At 35.0% G+C, this 21,936-nt stretch carries 22 protein-coding genes and 1 tRNA gene; 7 read left to right on the top strand and 16 right to left on the bottom strand.

The window, feature by feature from the left end; translation table 11 throughout:
• Positions 1-68: 68 nt before the first annotated feature.
• The 8 genes from pstB to J2S06_RS02020 all read right to left on the bottom strand — a co-directional run bounded on the left by pstB (position 69) and on the right by J2S06_RS02020 (position 8,368).
• Positions 69-881 (bottom strand): phosphate ABC transporter ATP-binding protein PstB, encoded by an 813-nt coding sequence (gene pstB / locus J2S06_RS02055; protein WP_459077038.1) that lies wholly within the window; start codon positions 879-881, stop codon positions 69-71.
• Between the two features lie 45 nt (positions 882-926).
• Entirely contained in the window at positions 927-1,805 is an 879-nt protein-coding gene (gene pstA, locus J2S06_RS02050; protein ID WP_044895859.1) for a phosphate ABC transporter permease PstA, read from the bottom strand.
• A 1-nt stretch (position 1,806) separates the two neighbouring features.
• Entirely contained in the window at positions 1,807-2,748 is a 942-nt protein-coding gene (gene pstC, locus J2S06_RS02045) for a phosphate ABC transporter permease subunit PstC (protein WP_419151134.1), read from the bottom strand.
• A gap of 73 nt (positions 2,749-2,821) precedes the next feature.
• Positions 2,822-3,799 (bottom strand): PstS family phosphate ABC transporter substrate-binding protein, encoded by a 978-nt coding sequence (locus J2S06_RS02040; RefSeq protein WP_419151133.1) that lies wholly within the window; start codon positions 3,797-3,799, stop codon positions 2,822-2,824.
• A 158-nt stretch (positions 3,800-3,957) separates the two neighbouring features.
• Positions 3,958-5,238 carry an MFS transporter gene (locus tag J2S06_RS02035; RefSeq protein WP_419151132.1) on the bottom strand — a complete coding sequence of 427 codons (1,281 nt, stop codon included), beginning with the start codon at positions 5,236-5,238 and terminating at the stop codon, positions 3,958-3,960.
• 279 nt (positions 5,239-5,517) lie between these two features.
• Complete coding sequence (locus J2S06_RS02030; protein WP_419151131.1) at positions 5,518-6,126, bottom strand: superoxide dismutase; 609 nt, start codon at positions 6,124-6,126, stop codon at positions 5,518-5,520.
• A gap of 387 nt (positions 6,127-6,513) precedes the next feature.
• Positions 6,514-6,587: transfer RNA gene (locus tag J2S06_RS02025), tRNA-Ile, on the bottom strand.
• Positions 6,588-6,736: 149 nt separating this feature from the next.
• Positions 6,737-8,368: a Na/Pi cotransporter family protein gene (locus J2S06_RS02020; RefSeq protein ID WP_419151130.1), complete on the bottom strand. Its 1,632-nt coding sequence runs from the start codon at positions 8,366-8,368 to the stop codon at positions 6,737-6,739.
• Between the two features lie 227 nt (positions 8,369-8,595).
• On the opposite strand from J2S06_RS02020, the gene J2S06_RS02015 reads away from it, so the two are divergent.
• Entirely contained in the window at positions 8,596-9,366 is a 771-nt protein-coding gene (locus tag J2S06_RS02015; protein WP_419151129.1) for a DUF1189 domain-containing protein, read from the top strand.
• 69 nt (positions 9,367-9,435) lie between these two features.
• Here J2S06_RS02015 and J2S06_RS02010 read toward each other — a convergent pair whose 3' ends face one another.
• Positions 9,436-11,187, bottom strand: coding sequence for a methyl-accepting chemotaxis protein (locus tag J2S06_RS02010; protein ID WP_419151128.1), 1,752 nt, complete (start codon positions 11,185-11,187; stop codon positions 9,436-9,438).
• A 236-nt stretch (positions 11,188-11,423) separates the two neighbouring features.
• On the opposite strand from J2S06_RS02010, the gene J2S06_RS02005 reads away from it, so the two are divergent.
• Positions 11,424-11,747, top strand: a complete 324-nt coding sequence (locus tag J2S06_RS02005; RefSeq protein WP_419151127.1) for a hypothetical protein — start codon at positions 11,424-11,426, stop codon at positions 11,745-11,747.
• A 296-nt stretch (positions 11,748-12,043) separates the two neighbouring features.
• Complete coding sequence (ispG, locus tag J2S06_RS02000; protein ID WP_419151444.1) at positions 12,044-13,153, top strand: flavodoxin-dependent (E)-4-hydroxy-3-methylbut-2-enyl-diphosphate synthase; 1,110 nt, start codon at positions 12,044-12,046, stop codon at positions 13,151-13,153.
• Between the two features lie 58 nt (positions 13,154-13,211).
• On the opposite strand, the gene J2S06_RS01995 is transcribed toward ispG, so the two are convergent.
• Positions 13,212-13,580: a DUF308 domain-containing protein gene (locus J2S06_RS01995; protein WP_152643026.1), complete on the bottom strand. Its 369-nt coding sequence runs from the start codon at positions 13,578-13,580 to the stop codon at positions 13,212-13,214.
• Positions 13,581-13,722: 142 nt separating this feature from the next.
• On the opposite strand from J2S06_RS01995, the gene J2S06_RS01990 reads away from it, so the two are divergent.
• On the top strand, positions 13,723-14,313 hold the full coding sequence (locus tag J2S06_RS01990; RefSeq protein WP_419151126.1) for an LNS2 domain-containing protein: 591 nt from the start codon (positions 13,723-13,725) through the stop codon (positions 14,311-14,313).
• Positions 14,314-14,444: 131 nt separating this feature from the next.
• Here J2S06_RS01990 and J2S06_RS01985 read toward each other — a convergent pair whose 3' ends face one another.
• The 4 genes from J2S06_RS01985 to J2S06_RS01970 all read right to left on the bottom strand — a co-directional run bounded on the left by J2S06_RS01985 (position 14,445) and on the right by J2S06_RS01970 (position 17,436).
• Entirely contained in the window at positions 14,445-14,855 is a 411-nt protein-coding gene (locus J2S06_RS01985) for a Fur family transcriptional regulator (protein ID WP_419151125.1), read from the bottom strand.
• Entirely contained in the window at positions 14,852-15,694 is an 843-nt protein-coding gene (locus J2S06_RS01980; RefSeq protein WP_419151124.1) for a metal ABC transporter permease, read from the bottom strand. Before J2S06_RS01980 ends, J2S06_RS01985 begins: the two co-directional genes overlap by 4 nt.
• Before the next feature lie 17 nt (positions 15,695-15,711).
• A complete protein-coding gene (locus J2S06_RS01975) occupies positions 15,712-16,467 on the bottom strand; it encodes a metal ABC transporter ATP-binding protein (protein WP_044895847.1) in 756 nt (251 codons plus the stop codon).
• 96 nt (positions 16,468-16,563) lie between these two features.
• A complete protein-coding gene (locus J2S06_RS01970) occupies positions 16,564-17,436 on the bottom strand; it encodes a YitT family protein (protein WP_419151123.1) in 873 nt (290 codons plus the stop codon).
• 190 nt (positions 17,437-17,626) lie between these two features.
• Here J2S06_RS01970 and J2S06_RS01965 point away from each other — a divergent pair, with 190 nt between their 5' ends.
• A complete protein-coding gene (locus J2S06_RS01965; protein ID WP_419151122.1) occupies positions 17,627-17,881 on the top strand; it encodes a DUF2624 domain-containing protein in 255 nt (84 codons plus the stop codon).
• 34 nt (positions 17,882-17,915) lie between these two features.
• On the opposite strand, the gene J2S06_RS01960 is transcribed toward J2S06_RS01965, so the two are convergent.
• Together J2S06_RS01960 and J2S06_RS01955 are read right to left on the bottom strand one after the other, a co-directional pair.
• Positions 17,916-18,809 (bottom strand): deoxyribonuclease IV, encoded by an 894-nt coding sequence (locus tag J2S06_RS01960; protein WP_419151121.1) that lies wholly within the window; start codon positions 18,807-18,809, stop codon positions 17,916-17,918.
• Between the two features lie 12 nt (positions 18,810-18,821).
• Positions 18,822-20,135 carry a DEAD/DEAH box helicase gene (locus J2S06_RS01955; RefSeq protein WP_419151120.1) on the bottom strand — a complete coding sequence of 438 codons (1,314 nt, stop codon included), beginning with the start codon at positions 20,133-20,135 and terminating at the stop codon, positions 18,822-18,824.
• A 156-nt stretch (positions 20,136-20,291) separates the two neighbouring features.
• Here J2S06_RS01955 and vrrA point away from each other — a divergent pair, with 156 nt between their 5' ends.
• Both vrrA and J2S06_RS01945 read left to right on the top strand, forming a co-directional pair.
• On the top strand, positions 20,292-20,882 hold the full coding sequence (gene vrrA / locus J2S06_RS01950) for a VrrA/YqfQ family protein (RefSeq protein WP_044895843.1): 591 nt from the start codon (positions 20,292-20,294) through the stop codon (positions 20,880-20,882).
• Between the two features lie 99 nt (positions 20,883-20,981).
• On the top strand, positions 20,982-21,926 hold the full coding sequence (locus J2S06_RS01945; protein WP_419151119.1) for a 4-hydroxy-3-methylbut-2-enyl diphosphate reductase: 945 nt from the start codon (positions 20,982-20,984) through the stop codon (positions 21,924-21,926).
• Positions 21,927-21,936: the final 10 nt, after the last annotated feature.

Below are 21,936 nucleotides of genomic sequence, written 5' to 3'. Positions count from 1 at the left end.
TAAAAACATAATTGGTGGATGACAGACTTACAGGGAGTCTGTCATCAATCCGTACAAATCTTGATCTATTAACCGAATCGTCCTGTAATGTAATCTTCAGTACGTTTATCAATAGGATTAGAGAATAGTTTATCCGTTTCTGAAAACTCAACTACTTCACCATTTAAAAAGAAAGCCGTCTTATCAGAAATACGCGCAGCTTGTTGCATATTATGTGTAACAATGATAATACTATAATTTTTCTTCAATTCCTGTACAAGCTCTTCAATTTTTAAGGTAGAAATAGGATCCAAGGCAGAAGTTGGTTCATCCATTAGAATAACGTCAGGCTCAATCGCTAAACAGCGGGCAATACATAATCTTTGCTGCTGACCACCTGAAAGACCGTAAGCATTTTCATGTAAACGATCTTTTACTTCATCCCAAATGGCTGCCCCTCGCAAACTTTTTTCAACGATTTCGTCTAATATTTTCTTATCACGAATACCATGAATACGAGGACCATAAGCTATATTATCATAAATGGATTTAGGGAATGGATTGGGCTTTTGGAATACCATTCCAACTTGCGTACGCAACTCTTCAACACGATATGATTTATCAAAAATATTTTTACCTCTATATAAAATTTCACCAGACGTACGAACGATCGGGATTAATTCTACCATACGGTTTAATGTTTTAATATAGGTTGACTTTCCACACCCAGAAGGTCCAATAATGGCAGTGACTTCATTTTCGTATATTTCAAGATCAATGTTTTTTAAAGCTTGATCTTGACCGTACCATAAATTTAAATTTTTTGTTTCATAAACCACTTTCTTTTCGTTTTCCATGTGATGATGATCATTTTTGTTTAACATATCTGATTCCTTTTTCATTAATGTTATTGACATATGAAAAACCTCCTTCATTCTGCGGAACATTTAATAGCGATTCTGGTATTTATTCCTAATAAATACAGCAATTGAATTCATTACAATAAGGAACAAAAACAATACGATAATACCTGCTGCAGCAACATTTTGGAATTCAGCTTGCGGACGAGATGCCCAATTGTATATTTGGATTGGCATAACTGTAAATGTACTTAACAAGTTTTCCGGTAAATAATTTACAAATGCGAAAGCACCAACAACTAATAATGGAGCTGTTTCTCCAATTGCACGTGAGAACGCCAAAATACTACCTGTTAAAATGCCTGGGAGAGCTGCTGGAAGGACAATGCGATAAATCGTTTGCCATTTTGTTGCTCCCATTCCATATGAAGCTTCTCTCAATTCTTTCGGTACCGCACGAATAGCTTCTTGTGATGCTACGACAATTACAGGTAAAATAAGCAAGCTCATGGTGAGTCCACCAGCAAGAATGCTTCGACCTAGTTCCATCGTACGAACAAAAACAGTTAAACCTAGCAATCCGAATACAATGGAAGGCACTCCAGCCAAATTAGAAATATTCGTTTGAATGAAGTTTGTAAATCTGTTTTTCTTTGCATATTCTTCCAAGTAAATGGCTGTACCCACACCTAAAAATAAAGATACCGGTATTACTACACCCATCAGCCAAATCGAACCTACCAATGCTGCCTTTATACCGGATGCTGACGGCCTCCGAGACGCATAATTTTGGAAAAACTCTGGTGTGACATAGCTAATTCCTTGAGTGAATATCCGATATAAAAGGATTGCAAGAACGACTAATGCAAAACACGTTGCGAACAAAAAAATCAAGTAAAATAATTTATTTTTAACGAGTCGACCACCCATTCGTTTGACAACTGCCGATTGGTCTATTAATTTCATCTTAATACTCCTCCCTGAAACGACGAGAAATATATTGAGCAAGCATATTCATGATTAATGTAAACATGAATAATGTTGTCCCTACTGCGTAAATACTATAATAAATAGTTGTTCCATAACCAGCATCACCTGAACTTACTTGAACAATATAAGCAGTCATTGTTTGGATAGACTCTGTAGGATCAAATGTTAATTTCGGGGTAGCACCACCTGCTAATGTTACAATCATCGTTTCACCAATTGCACGGGAAATCGCAAGCACAAATGAAGCTACAATACCTGAAATAGCAGCAGGCAACACAACTTTAATCGCTACCTCAAACTTCGTTGCCCCTAATGCAAGAGCTCCTTCACGCATAGAATTTGGTACAGAGCTCATCGCATCTTCAGAGAGGGATGCGACCATCGGTATAATCATGATTCCAACAACAATACCAGGGCTTAAAGCATTAAAAAAACCAAGATCTGGAATCATTTTTTGTAATAATGGGGTAACAAATGTAAGGGCAAAAAATCCGTAAACGATTGTAGGAATTCCTGCAAGCACTTCTAAAATCGGCTTAACAATTCTTCTAACTTGATCAGATGCATACTCACTCAAGAAAATAGCGGATGCAAGTCCAATTGGCAGTGCAACAAGCATTGCAATAAATGTAATCAAAAGAGTACCTGAAATAAGCGCCATAATTCCGTAAGATGCATCATTTTCATAAAAAGGATACCATTCTGTGTCTGTTAAAAAATCAACAATTGAAACACGTGTAAAAAATGTCACCGTTTCTGTAGTTAATGTTAATAAAATTCCGATTGTCGTTAAAATGGAAATGAATGCTGTAACAAACAATACTTTTGGTACAAGCTTTTCAACTATTTGCAAACCGGATTTCTTAGATTTTTTTTGTTGTATTAAATCTCTTACTGACTGTCCTGTTGATAAAGACATAATTGAAAACCCCTTTCCCATTTACATAGGAAGATGAGAAGCATAGCTGAGCTGCTTCTCATCATATATTTTGTTATTTTAAGCTTTCAAGAGTTTCTATAGCTTTGTCATATTCTTCTTGTGGTAAACGTACATAACCAACTTCTTCAGCTAAGTCGCCAGCATTTTCCAACGCAAACTTCACATATTCGTAAACTTGCTCTTTCTCTTTTACAGAAGCGTTGTTAACATATACGAATAGCGGACGAGAAAGCGGCTCGTATGTTCCGTTTTCAATTGTTTCATTTGTTGGCTCTACAGCTTCACCGTTAGAGTTAACAATTGGAACAACTTTTAATGTATCTTTATTTTCTAAGTAGTAAGCATAGCCAAAGAAACCAATAGCATTTTTATCGTTAGCAACACCTTTTACAAGTACATTATCATCTTCAGATAATGTAGCATCTTTTACCATAGGCTCTTCTTCAAGAACTACTTCGTTAAAATAGTCATAAGTACCAGAGTCAGTACCAGGGGAGAAGTATTTGATAGGTTCATTTGGCCACTCAGGGTTAATATCAGACCATTTTTTCGCTTCGCCAGTCCACATTGTTTTAAGATCTTCAATTGTTAATTGATCAACCCAGTCGTTGTCTTTGTTTACTACTACAGATAAACCGTCAAATGCAACTTTAAATTCAGTGTATTCAATTCCGTTTTCTTTAGCTTGAGCAGCTTCTTCGTCTTTAATTGGACGAGATGCGTTCGAAATATCGGTTTCACCTACTACAAAGCGTTTGAATCCACCACCAGAACCAGAAATACCAACTGGTGCTTTAACATCAGGATATTCTTTAGAGAATTCTTCAGAAACAGCTTCCATGATTGGTCCTACTGTAGAAGAACCGTCAATGGCTACTTCACCTTGTAATTGCTTTTCTTCCGATCCAGCTTCAGTTGTTTGACCTTCATTTGTATTTGTGTTTGTAGATTCTCCATTTCCACATGCTGCAGCAAATGCCATCAAAGAACCGATCATGATGGACATTGCTAAAAACTTAAAGCTTTTCATTTTAAAATTCCCCCTAATGTTCTTGTTTAAGTCCTACGAGTAATAGAATAACGTTGAACTATTAAATAAGTTTTAAACAAATGTAAAGGTTTTGTAAATCTCGTATTTGAGTGCTGCGGCTATTCTACCATAACTAATTGAAACGTATTTCAAAAATATTATCCATTTCCTCCATCCGCTAAATTTGGTTTTCTGATTTGTTTTTCTTGCTTCATTGTCCGATTACTTTCTTGCAATTTTATTCTTTTTACAAATGGATAAATCAACGTATGCCCAATTCCTAATACTGCCAATAAATAGCGAATGCCTTCTTTTGCATCATATACCTGCACAACAAGTATAAAGATTAGGATGGACACAATTCTCCCAAAATTTAAAAATAATTCACGAATGACAATGTATTCAATTCTTGCTTTCGCCGCATTCCAGCCTTTTCCTATTACATCATACGTCATAGAAACATATGGAACTAATAGAATTGGATAGGCAATTCCAATTAATATTCCATAAATTAATAAATTCGTGTATGTTAATTGAAAAATAATAATATAAACGGAGAAGTATAAAATTAAACCGCCGATTAGGATCGCCTTTTTCCGCATTTTTTTCGTTATGATTCTTGTAGCTAAATAATACCCAAAAAAGGCGACAATTGAATTGATCAATCCAAATGTACCTAGTGCTAATTCACTATCTGTTTTGATAAATACAAAGACGCTAATGATAAAAACAAATGTCCCTTCCCTAATCCCTTGAAAAAAATGAGCATTTGTTATATACCGCCAATTTCTGTTTCGTTTTCTCTCTTTGTAAATTTCCCAAAGAATATAATCCCCTTTTGCTTCTCGTCTTTTAAGCAGCATACTTAATACTACAGAACAGATAAATAATAGAAGGGATATCGTGAAAATAACTGTATATCCCTTAAAGTTCTCTAATCGCGAAATAATAAATCCAGCTAAAATAGGTCCAAATATACCAGCTGTTGAAGTTAAAACGCCTAAAAATCCATTAAAAAAGTCCCTCGTTTCTGGTTCTGTAATCTCAAACGTTAATACATTAAAAGCAAGCCAATAAAAACCATATCCAATTCCAATTAATGAGCCAAGAAGAATAATGTATTGAGATGCTAAGTCTCCGATTGCTAGAACGGTCATGAAAAATATTGATAAAAAAGTAACTCCTAGCCTCAATACAATGATGCGATCCATTTTTTTTGCCCATCGGCCTGCAATAATAAACGTTAAAGGCTGAAAAATAACGCTAAACAAATTATATAACCCTAAATCTAAAAACTCACCTGATTGTTTCCATAAATAAACATTTACAAAGGTGTTTGATAAAGAAATGCTTAATGAATATAAACCACCAATTAAAAGAAGTAGTACTAAATCACGATTTAATTCTACATCGCCGATAATTTTTTGGATTTTTGCCATATTGAAACTCCCCTTTTGCATCTACTGTTTAGTGTGCCTGATGCAAGGGAAGTTATGTATGCATATAAAGAACAATTTTGATAAAGAAAACTCGATCAAATAAAAAAGGCTCTTTTCTAAAAGATTGTAGCTTTACTATACGATAGCTTTTCGACTGTCAAGCAAGCGAAACGCTTGCTACACGCTAAATCCAGTCGAAAAGCAACAAAGTTTACGAAAACAGCCAAAAAAAAAGACAGACAGGGAATAAGCTCCCTGTCTCCATATCAAATATTTTCATTATTTTGCTTCGTTATAACGTTTTTCAACTTCTCTCCAATTGACGACATTCCAGAATGCAGAAATATACTCTGGACGACGGTTTTGGTATTTTAAGTAGTAGGCATGTTCCCACACGTCAAGGCCTAATATTGGTGTTTTCCCTTCCATTAAAGGAGAATCTTGGTTAGGTGTGCTCATGACTTCAAGCTCACCGTTATTCACAACAAGCCATGCCCAACCAGAACCGAAACGAGTAGCTGCAGCCTTTTCAAATTCTGCTTTAAAGCTTTCGAAGCTTCCAAATTTTTTGTTAATTGCCTCTAGTAATTCGCCAGAAGGTTCTCCTCCACCATTCGGCGAAAGAATTGTCCAGAATAAGCTATGGTTCGCATGTCCACCGCCATTGTTGCGAACAGCAGTACGTTTTTCTTCTGGAACTGCATCTAAATTGGCAATAACTTCTTCCACACTTTTACTTAAAAGCTCTTCATTTCCTTCAAGTGCAGCGTTCAAGTTATTAACATAAGTGTTGTGATGTTTCGTGTGGTGAATGTTCATCGTCTCTTTGTCAATGTGAGGCTCTAATGCATCATAATCATAAGGTAATTTTGGTAATTCAAATGCCATCATATCTCCTCCTTTAAATTTATGTACTTGAAAAAATAGCTTATAAATAATTTTATAAGCTTAAATTCAGATTACCAAACTTACCAAGATGTTTCAATTTATATGCATAAATTTCATCAATCAATGTGATCTTACCCATTTTAATTAAGATATATACACTTATTTTTTAGCTCTTTTCTAAAAGATTGTTGTTTTACTATAGCTTTTCGAGATACGCTTGCTACGTCACTTGCAAGCGTGACATGAACAGAACAAAAGTCGATGGTCGGACAAATGCGGTTTGTCCGACCACATACTTTGTGATTTATGGACAGTCGAAAAGCAACAAAGCGTACGAAAACAGCTTTTTTTAAAATGAAAAGCATTGCTTTTTACGCAATGCTGGAATGGACCCTGCAGGATTCGAACCTGCGACCGGACGGTTATGAGCCGTCTGCTCTAACCAGCTGAGCTAAGGGTCCTTAATATTTCAAATGGACAATATAAATTTTAATATCAATATAACATTGTGTCAATACAATCTGATGGCCATTATATATTGCATTTAGTTTTCATAAAAAAAGTAAGAAATCCAACATAGACCTCTTACTTTTATCATTTCATTATATAATTAATTTCGATAACCTAAAACAGCTTCCGCTATATTCACACAATGGTCGCCAATTCTCTCTAAATTGCTAATAATATCTACAAAAACGATACCTGCTTGTCCTGAACACACCCCTTCGTTAATTCGTATAATATGCTTTTTTCTGAATGTTCGTTCTAACTTATCAATCGTTTCTTCAGCCTTCAGTACTTTTGATGCTAAAGTTGTATTATGGTCATCTAATGATTGAATAGCATCTTTTACAGTCGATACGGTAATTTCAAACATTTCATTTAAATCTTGTTGAGCTTGCTCTGTCAGTTTTACCTTATTGGAAATTTGGTAATCGACTAGCTCCACAATATTTTCAAAATGATCACCTATTCGTTCAATATCGCGTACAGTGTCCATTAAAATAGAGTGTTGCCTAGAATCAGCGTTTGACATATCATAACTTGAAATCATCACGAGATAATCCGTAATTTTTCGATCTAAATTGTTAATGGCGTCTTCCAATTGCATCGCGATTTCCGCATGCTTTTGCTGTTTAGTAAAGACATATTGCTTTGCTTCCTCCAATCCGATTGAAGCAAATTTTCCCATTCTTAATACTTCTTCTTTCGCTTGTCCTAACGCTATAGATGGCGATTGTTCAATAAATAGTGGGTCTAAATGCTTCGGTTTATATTCAATGGCTAAATCTTCGCCAGGGATAATTTTCGTTACTAACCATGCAAGTCCGCCAATAAACGGAGCTTGAATCAGTGTATTGGTCGTATTAAAAATACCATGAGCAAACGCAATCGTCATTTCAGGACCTAAGCCTAAATTCATTTGTAAAGCACTTATAACAGATGTGAAAAATTTTAAAATAATTAAAAATATCGCTGTTCCTATTAAATTAAATATGACATGTGTTAATGCTGCTCTTCTGGCCGCTACTGATGCACCAATGGATGCTAAAACAGCTGTTATCGTGGTACCGATATTATCACCAAAAAGAACTGGCAAAGCACCCTGTAAATCGATAAGCCCTTGTCCATGAAGTTCTTGCAATATACCGATCGTTGCACTAGAACTTTGGACGATAACTGTAAAAATTGTACCAATGAGTACACCGAGTAATGGCTGTTGACTCATACTTACCGTTAAGTCGTGAAACGCTTCTAATGAACGAAGAGGCTTCATTCCATCACCCATTAATTCTAGACCAAAAAACAATGCCCCAAAACCGAAAAATACTTCACCGATGTTATGAATTTTTTTATTTTTAAAGAAAAATATGAAGAGAGTTCCAATAAAAATAATCGGTAATGCATATTCTTTAATTTCAAAACCAATGATAAACGCAGTAATCGTTGTACCGATGTTTGCCCCCATTATGACACCAATCGCTTGTCTTAAAGTCATAAATCCAGCTGATACTAAACCAACAGTTAATACAGTTGTGCCACTGCTAGATTGGATTAAAACGGTAACAAGAATACCTGCCAAAATCCCCATAATAGGATTTGTTGTGAATTTGTCTAAAATATCCCGCAGTTTATCTCCTGCTGACTTTTGTAAACCTTCACCCATTAGCTTGATACCGAATAAAAAAATCCCAAGGCCGCCAATAAATTCAAAAATCATCTTTTGTACATCGAATTCCAACGTAATTCAACCCCTTATTTCGTCTTTCCTCGACAAACATCAACAACCTTTATCATTATTAACGATTTATTTATTTTTTGTAAAGGTTTATTCATATATTTAATATAAAATTTACAAATATTTTTCATACCATTTTTTGCAACATTTTTGATATACACTTTCCTTGCTTGAATATAATAACGAAGATAAAATGAAAAAGGATTTAAATTAAAGGATGTGTATAGCTCATGAATATGGTTTTGCAGCTCATTCAGTCTTTATATTCACCAAAAATCATTGCAATGACAAGGTTTCAAAAGATCGGAAAAACGATTTTGTATGCTTTCCTGCTTTCATTCCTTGCCTTTTTACCAAATGCCGTTTATATTTCACAAGGAATAATTAGTGGATTTAAAGGTTTGGATGAAACAATGGAAAAAGAACTACCTGATTTCTCTATAAAAAATGGAAAGCTTATATCGGAAGTTGATCAGCCAATTGAAGTGAAAAAAGGTGATTATATTGTAGTTTTGGATAACCAAGGGATTTTAACAAAAAAAGATTTAGAAAAAAGAAGAAACGCAATTGGATTGTTGACCGATCAATTTGTTGTCGTAACAAATGGACAAGCCCAAACATTTGAATATACGATGTTTGAAAACACATTAATGAAAAAAGATCTCATTCAGATTATACAACAATTAACAAAATTAATGCCCATTATTCTATCTGTTTTCCTTTTCTTATTGTATTTGTCCTCATCCTTTGTCAAGTTCATAGAAATTTCATTTTTAGCACTTATGGCGATCTTATTGAAAAATCGATTTGGAAAAAAACTAAATTTCAAACAGCTTTGGACAGTTTCAGCTTATTCCATAACCCTTGCAACCGTATTTTTTATGATTATGGATATATTCAAGTCAACAGTCCCATTTGAATTTTATATAAATTGGTGTGTACATCTAATTATCCTTTATTTAACATTAAAAGAAATACCTAGTCCGAAAAAACAAGGTTAAAAAAAGCTGTCCCAAGCTATAGTGTCAGACATCAAACTGTTTGACATTTATGGGATAGCTTTTTTTATGTCATGATGTTGTGAATTTTTTAGAGATGGAAGATAATTGAATGGCTAATTCAGAAAGTTTTAACCCAATATGATGAGTTTCATGAATCCGCTCCATTTGCTCATGTGCTGTTACTTGCATTTGTTCGGCACTAGCATGTGTTTCTTGTGATACCGATAAAAGGTTTTCTGTATCCTTTTCCATTTCAGGAATAATTCGATGAAACTTTTGTAGATTTTTTGTAGTTTGACGTAATACTTCATTTACTTTTTCAATTTCAATCATTAAATGATCGAAAGAATTTCTTGATTGTTTGGCAATTGATAATTGTTCTAACATATTTTGGAACATACACTCAAACTCTTGAGAGGCATTTATCGTCATTTCTTCCATCATCGTAACAGAGCGATTAATATCTACTGTTGCCTTTGAAGATTGCTCAGCAAGTTTTCGCACCTCGTTTGCCACAACAGCAAAACCTCTCCCTGCCTCTCCAGCTCTTTGTGCTTCTATTGTTGCATTTAAAGCTAATAGCTTTGTTTTTCCAGCAATTTCTTGAATAATGTGAACGACTTTTGTAATAGATAGTGAATAGTCTTTCACTCCTTTAAAAGTTTCGATTAACTTATTAAATTCACGTTCAAATGAATCCATTGTTTGAATCATATTCGCCATGACATGCTCACCAACTTTGGCTGATTCATTCATATCATTTGCTCGTTTATATAGATGGTCAATATTACCAAGCACTAGCTGGGTCATCTTTTTCATATCTTGAAATGATTTTACGCTTTTTTCTGAGCTATCTGCTGTTTGCTCAGCCCCTTTTTTGACAATTTGAATCGAATTTAATAATGCTTGATTCGAGTTCATTACTTCTTCTGAAGATATTTTTAGATTCTCTCCTGTGTTCGTTAATTCAACGGTCGTTGAGTTGATCTTTCGCAGCATCATTCGCATGTTTCTTATCATTTCATTAAAACTTTTCATTAAGGAATAAATTTCAGGAATAGATGTATTGATTTTCACATCTTTTTGGATATTCCCTTTTCGAATTTCCTTCATCGTATTTCTTAAAATCGTTAACGGCTTAGTAATACTACGCACAACAAATAAAAGCATAATGGTCATAATGGCTGTACTAATAATGGCAGTCCAAAGTGTATAATGGGCTAATTTTTTTATCGGACTCATATAACTATCTGTTGGAACAGCTAGTAAAAATATCCCTTTCAATTCTTGAATTTGTTTAAATGTTAACGTATATGGCTTTCCATTTATTTCACTATGCAACACTCCATGATCTGTCTTGATGATTTCCCGAATTAGTTCTTTTGAAAATGTTAAACCTGTCCTTTCACTTATTGGCAGAGGAACGACTTGTTCATCTTTGACTACAAAAAAATCTGCAGGCAAACCATCCTGTATGAGCAAAGATGATTGCTTAGGAAGCACTTGATTATTAAAACGCTGATAAAATTCTTTCTCATTTCCAACATAAGCAAACATTAAGTTAGCGGCCATATCTGCTGTCATATTCACTTCTCTCATTAACCGCTTTTCAATTGTTTGATACGTCGTTTCACTTGCTTTTTTATAGGCACTAAAACCAACAATACAAATTGAGCTTACTAATAATATAAGAACAAAAAGGTTTAACCGAGCAGAAAAAGATAAAAAGCGTAAATTCATTGACCTATGTAATTTTTTCCAACCAGCATACTGTGGGAATTTTCGAATTATTTCTGTATTCTTTCGTATTTGTGTAAACATAACAACCTTCCCTCTTTTTCGATTTCAACATACATTATGACAGAAAATTATTAAGTGAATGTAAAGATCGAATAAATTCTCTAATTATGATCAAAAACGAACACCATTTCTTTTCCATAATGGAAGGGGGTATAAAACTTCATATTTTGGAGCACGGTGATTTTTTATGTATTTTTTTTATGGACAAGCATAATAGTGTAAAAAAATCATTTTTTTGTCCAATTGGAGGGGGTATGATGAAACGAATGCTCACCCTTTTTACAATCCTCTTTTTGATATATATCATTTATTATGATTTAAAAATTGGTACTTTACCCTTTACTCAACCAGTTTTTCTATCGCAGCAGACTCCTAATAACAAAGTTGTCAATCACCAACAATACGTCGTCATAAAAGTAAAAGAAGGAGATACTGTTCTTTCGGTCGTTGAAAATCTTCATAACCATACTCTTCCAGTATCAATCGAAACAATCATTCATGATTTTGAACAATTAAATCCGAATATCTCTGTACACCAATTAAAAATAGGAAATTCCTATAAATTCCCTGTTTATAAATAAAATCGAAAAGCTCTTTTCTAAAAGAATGTTCCTTTTCTATAGCTTTTCGGCTGCATAGGCAAGCGACACGCTTCTATGTCACACTTGTATTGTGACCTAAACCGAACAAAAGTCGATGGTTGGACAATGTAATTTGTCGGATCAAGTTTTGTTCGGTTCAAAGACAGTCGAAAAGCAACAAAGCTTTTACGAAAAGCCAATCAAATACGTTTCTTCCTTGTCAATTGACAATAGACATTGTTAAAATATTGGAGAGAATCTGATGTTTTAACTTCTATCAATTCTTAAGGAGCGATATACTCGTGAGTGAAATAACACATCGTACAAAAACTAGACCCGTTAAAGTTGGTAATATAACAATCGGTGGAAATAATGAAGTTGTCATCCAAAGTATGACGACAACAAAGACACATGATGTTGATGCAACAGTTAAAGAAATTCATCGGTTAGAAGAAGCGGGATGCCAAATTGTTCGTGTTGCATGTCCAGATGAACGGGCTGCAAACGCTATAAAAGAAATAAAAAAGCGTATTCATATCCCGCTTGTTGTCGATATACATTTTGATTATCGCCTTGCTTTAAAAGCCATTGAAGGCGGGGCAGATAAAATTCGGATCAACCCAGGTAATATCGGCCGTAGAGAAAAAGTGGAAGCCGTTGTGAATGCTGCAAAAGAACGCGGAATCCCTATTCGCATTGGAGTGAATGCTGGTTCATTAGAGAAGCGTATTTTAGAAAAGTACGGGTATCCAACAGCTGATGGTATGGTAGAAAGCGCCTTACATCATATAAAAATTCTGGAAGACTTAGACTTTCATGATATCATCGTTTCCATGAAGGCATCGGATGTGCCATTAGCAATTGAGGCATACGAAAAAGCTGCAAAAGCTTTTGATTACCCTCTTCATTTAGGAATTACAGAATCAGGAACTTTGTTTGCAGGTACGATCAAAAGTGCCGCTGGATTAGGAGTTCTTTTAAACAAAGGAATCGGAAATACGATTCGAATTTCTTTGAGTGCAGACCCAGTTGAAGAAGTAAAGGTAGCACGTGAATTATTGAAAACTTTCGGGCTAGCATCAAATGCCGCTACGCTAATATCTTGTCCGACTTGCGGAAGAATTGAAATTGACTTAATAAGTATCGCAAATGAGGTTGAAGAATATATTTCCAAAATAAAAGCCCCAATCAAAGTCGCTGTTCTTGGATGTGCCGTCAACGGTCCTGGTGAAGCACGTGAAGCTGATATTGGTATAGCTGGTGCCCGTGGTGAAGGTCTTTTATTCCGAAAAGGAAAAATTGTTCGCAAAGTTCCAGAAGAAACGATGGTAGAGGAGCTAAAGAAAGAAGTCGATCAATTAGCAGAGGAATATTTCGCAAAAAAAGCACAAGAACAAACTTCATAAGGCTTGGAGCTATGCCCCAAGCTTTTTATTTTAAAGAAATGCCCATAAGCTTTACTGATTAGAAAAATGGCAGGACGAAAATTCCTAATAGCACTGAAACGATCCCTATACCGATCGCCCAATTTCCTAAATTGAGTGCTCCACGTCTTCGTGCCATAAATCCAACCACAATACCCGCTGCTCCTAATAAAACAGGTAAAACAAATAAAGAAATAATCGACAGGGCTAAGGCAACATAACCCATTGTTTGACTATTAACACGTTCGTTGTCGCGTTTAACTTCCTCTTCATTTACAGCCTGAACAGGTGAATCTAATTGTGCAGCTGTTTCTTCCATATAGTTCCGGTCAGTTTGAATGGCTTCTTTTTCTTGACGTTCACGGAAGTTTTTATCACCGTGAGCATTCATGTTTTTATTGTTTGCCATACTGAAAACCTCCCTTTCAAAAAGTAGGAGCAATTATAGTATGGGTCTGTATGAAAAGCATTATGAATGTAAAAGTTGACAGTCAAATAAAGTACATTATGGTACACTTGTTGTAGTGAACATCGGTTAAGGAGTGGGAAAAATGCTACGTATGGGAATTGATATCGATGGAACGATTACGTCACCTGAAACGTTTGTCCCTTATTTAAACAAATCCTTTCAATTAAATATCACACTAGAGGACATTAAGGAATACGATTTGACGAAGTTATTAAAAATCAACGAAGAAGAATTTTGGAAATGGATGAATCAAAATGAACCAATGATTTACGAAAATGCACCTCTTGCTCCTTTTGCAAAAGAGGTATTAAATGAATGGAAAGATTTTCATCAATTAATTTATATTACAGCCCGGAGAAAACATTTACAAAAATTAACATACGACTGGTTTCAAAAACATCATATCCCTTTTCATCACATCGAATTAGTTGGTACCCATGATAAGATTTTGTCAGCAAAAAAGCATGGTGTTGACATATTTTTTGAAGATAAACATGACAATGCCGTCATGATTTCAGAAGAATTAAACATTCCAGTTCTTTTATTTAATACTCCGTACAATCAAGAACCAATTCCGAAAAATGTTTTTCGTGTGAATAATTGGTTTGAAGCAAAGGAATGGCTGGAATATTGGTATCCGGTGAAACAAAATTTCCGTGATAATCAAAGTTAAAGCCGCATGCTTCATAAGAAGCGATGCGGCTTTGCAATGATAACAAGCTCTACGTGGAAGAACAGGCCGTTTCATGGATCTATTAACCGGATTCCCACAGGTAAAAATCGGAATTACTTCTATTTTTTTTATTATTTGCAATCTGGACAAAGTCCGTATATTTCAAATTTATGACCACTGATTTCGTATCCATTTAAATGCTCTTGTAGTCCATCCATCGGGCAAGATTTGATTTCCTTTGTTTTTCCACAGTCCATACAAATAAAATGATGGTGATGATCATGTAAATCACAACGAAACCGAAAATGTTTTTCCCCAGATAGTTCTGTTTTTTCTAAAATGTCCAATTCAGCAAACAATGATAAATTTCGATAAATGGTATCAAAGCTGAGTCCTGGATAATCGTCCTTCATTTTTTCTAATACTTCTTTAGCCGTTAAATATTTATTAGACTCAGCAAAAATCTTCAACATATCCTCACGTTTTGCCGTATATTTGTAACCTTTCTTCTTTAAACAATCTAAGGCTTCTTGTACGTTCATAACACCTTTCCCCTTTTAGCCTTTGTGAATAAAATAGAAATAATTAAAATCAAAACAGATAAAACCACAATTGTCCCACCTGGAGCAAGATCTAAAAAATACGCTAAAAATAATCCAGATAATACAGCAATCTCCCCAAAAATAACGGAAAGGATCACCGTTTGTCTAAACCCTTTTGCTAGGCGAATACTTGCAGCTACCGGCAATGTCATTAAAGAAGAAACTAGAAGGATGCCAACAATTCGTAAAGAAGCACTAATAACAAGGGCAACCGTTACAATAAATAGAAAATGAATCCATTTTGCAGGGATACCAGATACAATGGCATGTTCTTCATCGAAAGATAAATTAAATAATTCTTTAAAAAACAATACAATAAAAAGCAGAACAATAATCGCTACCATTATAATAACGTATAAATCTGTTCTCGTCACAGCACTAACACTGCCAAATAAATAACTAAATAAATCTGTATTAAATCCATCGGCAATTGAAATAAAAATAACTCCGAGCCCTATCCCTGTTGATAAGATAATCGGAATCGCCAGTTCTTCGTAATGCTTATAAACGGTTCGTAATTTTTCAATAAAAAGAGCTCCAGTGACTGAAAAACCCATTCCAAGATAGATCGGATTTAAAGACGAAAGGATCAAAACTTTTTTTGATAAAAGAAGGCTGGCCGCAATACCTGCTAACGTTACATGACTTAACGCATCCGCTATTAACGATAATCTCCGTACAACGATAAAAACACCAAGTAAAGGAGCAATAAATCCAATTAATATCCCCGATAAAAATGCATTTTGTAAAAATTCATATTGAAAAATATTTTGAAGCATGATTACTCCTCCAGATTTTAATGATTGTGCGTTAATACATGAAGAGAATGGCCATAAAATTTTGCGACATCTTCATCTTGAATTTGCTCAAAATCGTTCGTTTTTCCATGGAAATGGAGCGTTTTATTTAAACACGCAACATGTGTTACCTTATCCGTAATTGTTCCGATATCATGGGTGACTAAAATTAACGTGATGTTTAGCTCTTTATTTAATTTTTCTAAAAGCTCATAAAAGCTTTGCACTGTCTTTGCATCAACTCCAACTGTCGGCTCATCAAGAATTAACAATTCCGGATCACTTACTAGTGCTCTAGCAATAAATACTCGTTGCTGTTGACCACCGGAAAGCTCACTAATATTTCTTTTGGCAAACTCGTCCATTCTAACAGAACGAAGGGCTTCCATTACTTTCTCATGATGGTTTTTTTTCAAAAATTTAAATAGTCCTATTTTTGCTGTCAAGCCGCTTGCAACTACTTCAAAAACAGTGGCTGGAAAGCCTGTATTAAAACTATTGGCTTTTTGTGAGACAAATCCAATTCGGTTCCAATTTTGAAAATGACGAATATCAGTTCCAAACAACTTAATGGTACCACTGTTTGGTTTTAATAACCCGAGTATACATTTTAATAAAGTTGATTTTCCTGATCCGTTAGGACCCACTAATCCTAAAAATTCGCCTTTTTCAACTTTTAAATTAATATTTTCAAGTACGAAGCGTAGATTATATCGAAATGAAAGATTTTGTATTTCAATAACAGGTTCTCTCATTTATTTTTCACCTTACTTCTTTTCAGAATCATTACGATTTACTATATAACAAAAAAAGTATACAGTAATGAAAAAAGTTTGTAAAGGATATACTTTTTAATGAATAGCGGATTTAAACTTTGCACCTTTCGTTTCTTGCGTATTCATAATTGTAATAAAGGCATTTGAATCAATTTCTTGAACAATTGTTTTTAATTTTGTCACTTCTAATCTTGTCACCACAACATAGATGACCTCTTTTTCAAGATCTGTAAAACCTCCTTTCCCTTTTAACTTCGTTGTCCCTCTACCTAAACGGTGTAAAATCGCTTCTGAAACTTCTTCATATTTGTCAGAGACAATGATAACCGCTTTCGTTTCATCAAGACCTTGAATGACCGTATCGATCATTTTAAAAGCAATATAATAAGCCATCACTGAATACATCGCCTGTTCAACTCCGAAAACAAACGCAGCCCATAGAAAAATAAAGATATTAAAAAACATAACGAATTCGCCGACAGAAAACGGAAGCCTTTTTGTTAATAAAATTCCTAAAATCTCCGTCCCATCTAAAGAGCCGCCATGACGAATCACAAGACCGACGCCCGCACCAAGCAAAAATCCACCGAATACGGTTGCCAAAATCGGTTCTGTCGTAAATGCCTCAAAAGAATGGAATATTCGTTCCATCACGGCTAAACTAACAATGCCAAAAAAGGAGGAAAGCATAAACGTTTTTCCGATTTGCTTATAACCCGAATACATAAATGGTAAATTTAAGATGACAACGACAAAGGCGAAATTCAATAAAAATACTTTTTCTGCAAATAAATAATCAATAATTAAAGAGATGCCGATAATACCTCCGTCGATAATATTATTTGGCATTAAAAACAATTCGATGCTAAAGGCTGCTAAGGAAGCACCGAAAAAAATCATGCACAAACGATACAATAAATGACTCAATTTTTCCTTTTTATGTTGCATTGGAATGGCAAACTCCCCCATTATGTTGATCTTTTGTTCTTTATTGTAAGAAAATGTTTTCATTTAACGAGATGCTTCAAGATATATCTAATTTATGTATATTTATGATCTAATCAGAACGATGAATTAGGTAAAATCCATTCACATTTTGTTTTCTCCCCCATACATTATGTTAGAGGGGGAGAGAGAATTGATATTATTTCAAAAAATTGTGAATCAAAAATTGAACAATTTGCAATATGATGAATTACTATCCTATGCCAATCAGTATGAAATCCCTTTAACTGAATCACAAGCAAAACAAATTGTAAAGGTAATCAAAGGAAAAAACTTAAATATTTTCGATGATAAGGAGCGTTTAAACCTTTTAAAACAAGTGGCAAAAATTACTTCTCCAGATGTAGCACAAAAAGTGAATCAATTATTTTTAGAATTTGTTAAATAAGCTGCCGTTTTTGGAGCAGCTTATTTTCATTCGATTATTGTTGTAAAATTTTTTCTAATATATCAGGATCAAATGTCTGATTTCTTAGCATATCAATTTCAAATTTATATGGAGGCTTTTTCTTGTTTTTCTCCTCCCCGACATATGGAGTTTCTAATATTTTTGGTAGATCCTTTAATTGCGGATGATGAACGATATAGTTGATCGCCTTAAAGCCAATATGTCCAAAGCCAATGTTTTCGTGGCGGTCTTTCCGTGCACCACGCTCATTTTTACTATCATTAATATGAATAACCTTTAGGCGGTCAAGTCCAATGATTTTATCAAATTCCTCTAACACTCCATCAAAGTCGTTCACGATGTCATATCCTGCATCATGTGTATGACATGTATCAAAACAGACAGAAAGGTGTTCATTATGAGTGACTCCATCCAAAATTTTCGCAAGCTCATCAAATGACCGTCCACATTCCGATCCTTTTCCTGCCATCGTTTCAAGGGCAATTTGCACCGTTTGATTGCGATCAAGCACTTCGTTTAGCCCTTCGATAATTTTTTTGATCCCAGCCCCACTGCCTGCTCCAACATGCGCTCCAGGATGAAGAACAATTTGTTTCGCCCCTAATGCCTCTGTCCGTTCTATTTCCATTTTTAAAAAGTCTACCCCTAATTGAAATGTAGATGGGTTTTTCGTATTTCCGATATTAATGATATATGGTGCATGCACGACAATTTCTGTTATCCCATGCTTTTCCATATGGGCTCGTCCTGCTTCAATGTTTAATTCCTCGATCTTTTTTCTTCTTGTGTTTTGTGGAGCTCCAGTATAAATCATAAAGGTATTGGCTCCGTAAGAAACCGCTTCTTCACTTGCTGCTAACAACATCTTTTTTCCGCTCATCGACACATGTGAACCTATTTTAAGCATTGAAAACCTCTCCTATCTCCCTTTTTTTCTAGCACGAACTTTTCTCTTTTTCATTTGTTCGATTTGTTCTTTCAATTTCTTCTTGTAGCCTGGCTTTACTTTTTTTGGTTTTCGCACTAGGTGCTTAGCTATAAGATCCATTTCATTTCCTTGTGCTTTTCGCTTTTGTCGACGATGTCGATCGTCTATTTCTTTCCATTCTCCATTTTCAATATCTAAGTTTCGAAAATGTATTCCCTTCTTTTCAAGCTTTATTAACGCCTGTTCATCCTTATCTTCATAAATCGTATAGGCAATACCTGAAAGACCTGCTCTTGCAGTTCTACCTACACGATGGATATAAAAGTCTAAATCAGATGGTAATTCTGCATTGATCACATGCGAAACCCCTTCAATATCAATCCCACGTGCCGCTAAATCTGTTGCAACAATATACTGATATTGAAGATCTTGAATTTGGCGCATCACCTTTTTGCGATCCCTAGGTGTTAAACCTCCATGAATTCTTCCTACTTGTAGACCTTTTTGTATGAGCGAATCCGCTACTTCATCAGCCCTTGCTTTCGTATTGACAAAAACGATGGCTAAATATGGGTTAATCGATTTAAGTATATCATAAACTAACTGAACCTTATCACGGTGACGCAACGGTATTAGCACTTGTTCAACTTTTTCAGCTGTAACCTTTTTCGGATCGACTTGGATATATACTGGATTTTCCATATATTTTTTTAAAAATGGTTTTAACTTTTCTGGAATCGTTGCTGAAAAAACAAGCATTTGCAAATCATTTGGCAGTCGACTGGCGATTTGATCAACCTCATAAATAAACCCCATATCAAGCATTAAATCAGCTTCATCAACAACAAGGCTTGTCGCTGTATGAATGTCAAGCGCTTGCTCTTTTACTAAATCTAAAATACGTCCGGGCGTTCCTACAACAATATGTGGCTGAGACGTTAACCTTTCGACCGTTCGTCGTTTATTTGTACCCCCAATAAATAATCGACACGTTATTTGCTGATGACTAGGACAAAATTTTATTATCTTTAACACTTCATGATATATTTGCCTCGCTAACTCTCTTGTTGGTGCTGTGATGACGACTTGAACATGTTTTTCTTCCGGCTTCACTTTTTCTATTAATGGTAAAATATAGGAATGTGTTTTCCCGGTCCCTGTTTGCGAATGTCCAATAGCACTTTTTCCACTTAAAATGACAGGAATCATTTGTTCTTGTATTTCTGTTGGTTCCTTAAAGCCTAGTGACTCGATTGCATCTATGATAAAAGGTTGAAACGAAAACTTTGTAAATTTCGTTCTCATGCCTTTACACAACTCCTTTAAATGTTCTAAACCCATTTTTTGATTATAAACAAAAAAATAAAAAAACTCCAATTACATTTTCTTTGACAAACATTTTTCTTGTTACATGCATATTTTAGTTGTAGTGATACTGAAACATAGAAAGGAGGAAAAGAAATGTTTCCTCACCGTCCGGGTCCTTCACTTTTTCAACGATCTATGATGCCTAGACCTCCAATGAATAATCCTTTTCAACTACTAAATCGACCACAGCACATGATAGGCGGTGGAATGGGTCGTGGTGGTGGTTTGAGGGGGTTGTTATCAAGATTTTTTCCTTCAAGTCAAATGCCGTTAGGGACAATACAACAAGCGAATACTGCTGCTAGTGGAATTCAAGGACTTACTAATCCAAGAAGCTTATCAAGCATGTTAGGGAATGTCCAAAAAATGTTAGGAGTAGCTCAACAAGTTACACCAATGGTTCAACAATATGGGCCCTTAATTAAAAATGTTCCAGCTATGTTCAAAATATATCAACAATTAAAAAATAATAATGATGAAGAAAGCAATGATTTAGAAAATCATCATGAGGATGAAGCAAATAACAAAGAAAAGGATGATAAAGAAAACGTTGAAAACATGAAAGATCATCATGAGAAAACGACACCAAAATCAACTAAAAAAGGGACGAAAAGTTCATCGAAACCAAAACGAGATACGTCAAAAAAAGCTACTGGCAAGTCGGTTCCAAAGCTGTATGTTTAATATTTCTACTTTGTATTTTTTCGATATGTCCGATATAATGAAATCAGCAAAAAGCCGTTCAACGGCTTTTTTCATTTACCGTATTAGGAGGAAACTCTCATGGAAGTTATTAAAATTTCACCTCGCGGCTATTGTTACGGAGTCGTCGATGCCATGGTTATTGCCAAAAATGCAGCAATGGATAAATCTCTGCCTAGACCGATCTATATTTTAGGTATGATCGTTCACAATAAACATGTGACAGATGCCTTTGAAACGGAGGGCATTATTACACTAGATGGTCAAAACCGCCTTGAAATTTTAGAAAAAATTGACAAAGGCACCGTCATTTTTACCGCTCATGGGGTATCTCCTCAAGTTCGTCAACGAGCAAAAGAAAAAGGACTTGTTATGATTGATGCTACATGTCCAGATGTTACAAAAACACATGAACTCATTCAACAAAAAAAAGAAGAAGGCTATGAGGTCATTTATATTGGAAAAAAAGGACATCCTGAGCCTGAAGGTGCCGTAGGGGCAGCTCCAAACATCGTACATCTTGTTGAAACGGAAGAAGATGTTGAAGCACTTAACATTCAAAGCGATAAAATTATCGTGACGAATCAAACAACAATGAGCCAATGGGATGTCGCTGACATTATGGAAAAAGTAAAAGAGAAATATCCACATGTTGAATTTCATAAAGAAATATGCCTTGCTACTCAAGTTCGTCAAGAAGCTGTTGCCGAGCAAGCGAAAGAGGCAGATTTAACATTAGTCGTTGGTGACCCAAGAAGCAACAATTCAAATCGATTAGCACAAGTATCAGAAGAAATCGCTGGAACAAAGGCTTATCGCATCGCCAATGTTAGTGAAATTAAGCTTGAATGGCTTCAAAATGTAAAGAAAGTGGCGGTAACAGCAGGTGCATCAACCCCAACACCAATTGTCAAAGAAGTTATCCAATTTTTAGAAAAATACGATCCAAATGACGAATCTACTTGGGACCGTACTTCACGCGTTCCACTTGAAAAAATTTTACCAAAAGTAAAAGTAAAAAAATAACGAGCTTAAC

This window comes from Bacillus alveayuensis, assembly GCA_030812955.1.
GTDB classification, from domain to species: Bacteria; Bacillota; Bacilli; order Bacillales; family Aeribacillaceae; genus Bacillus_CB; species Bacillus_CB alveayuensis.
The sequence above is the reverse complement of the archived record's forward strand: the minus strand, read 5'-3'. Positions and strand labels throughout refer to the sequence as shown.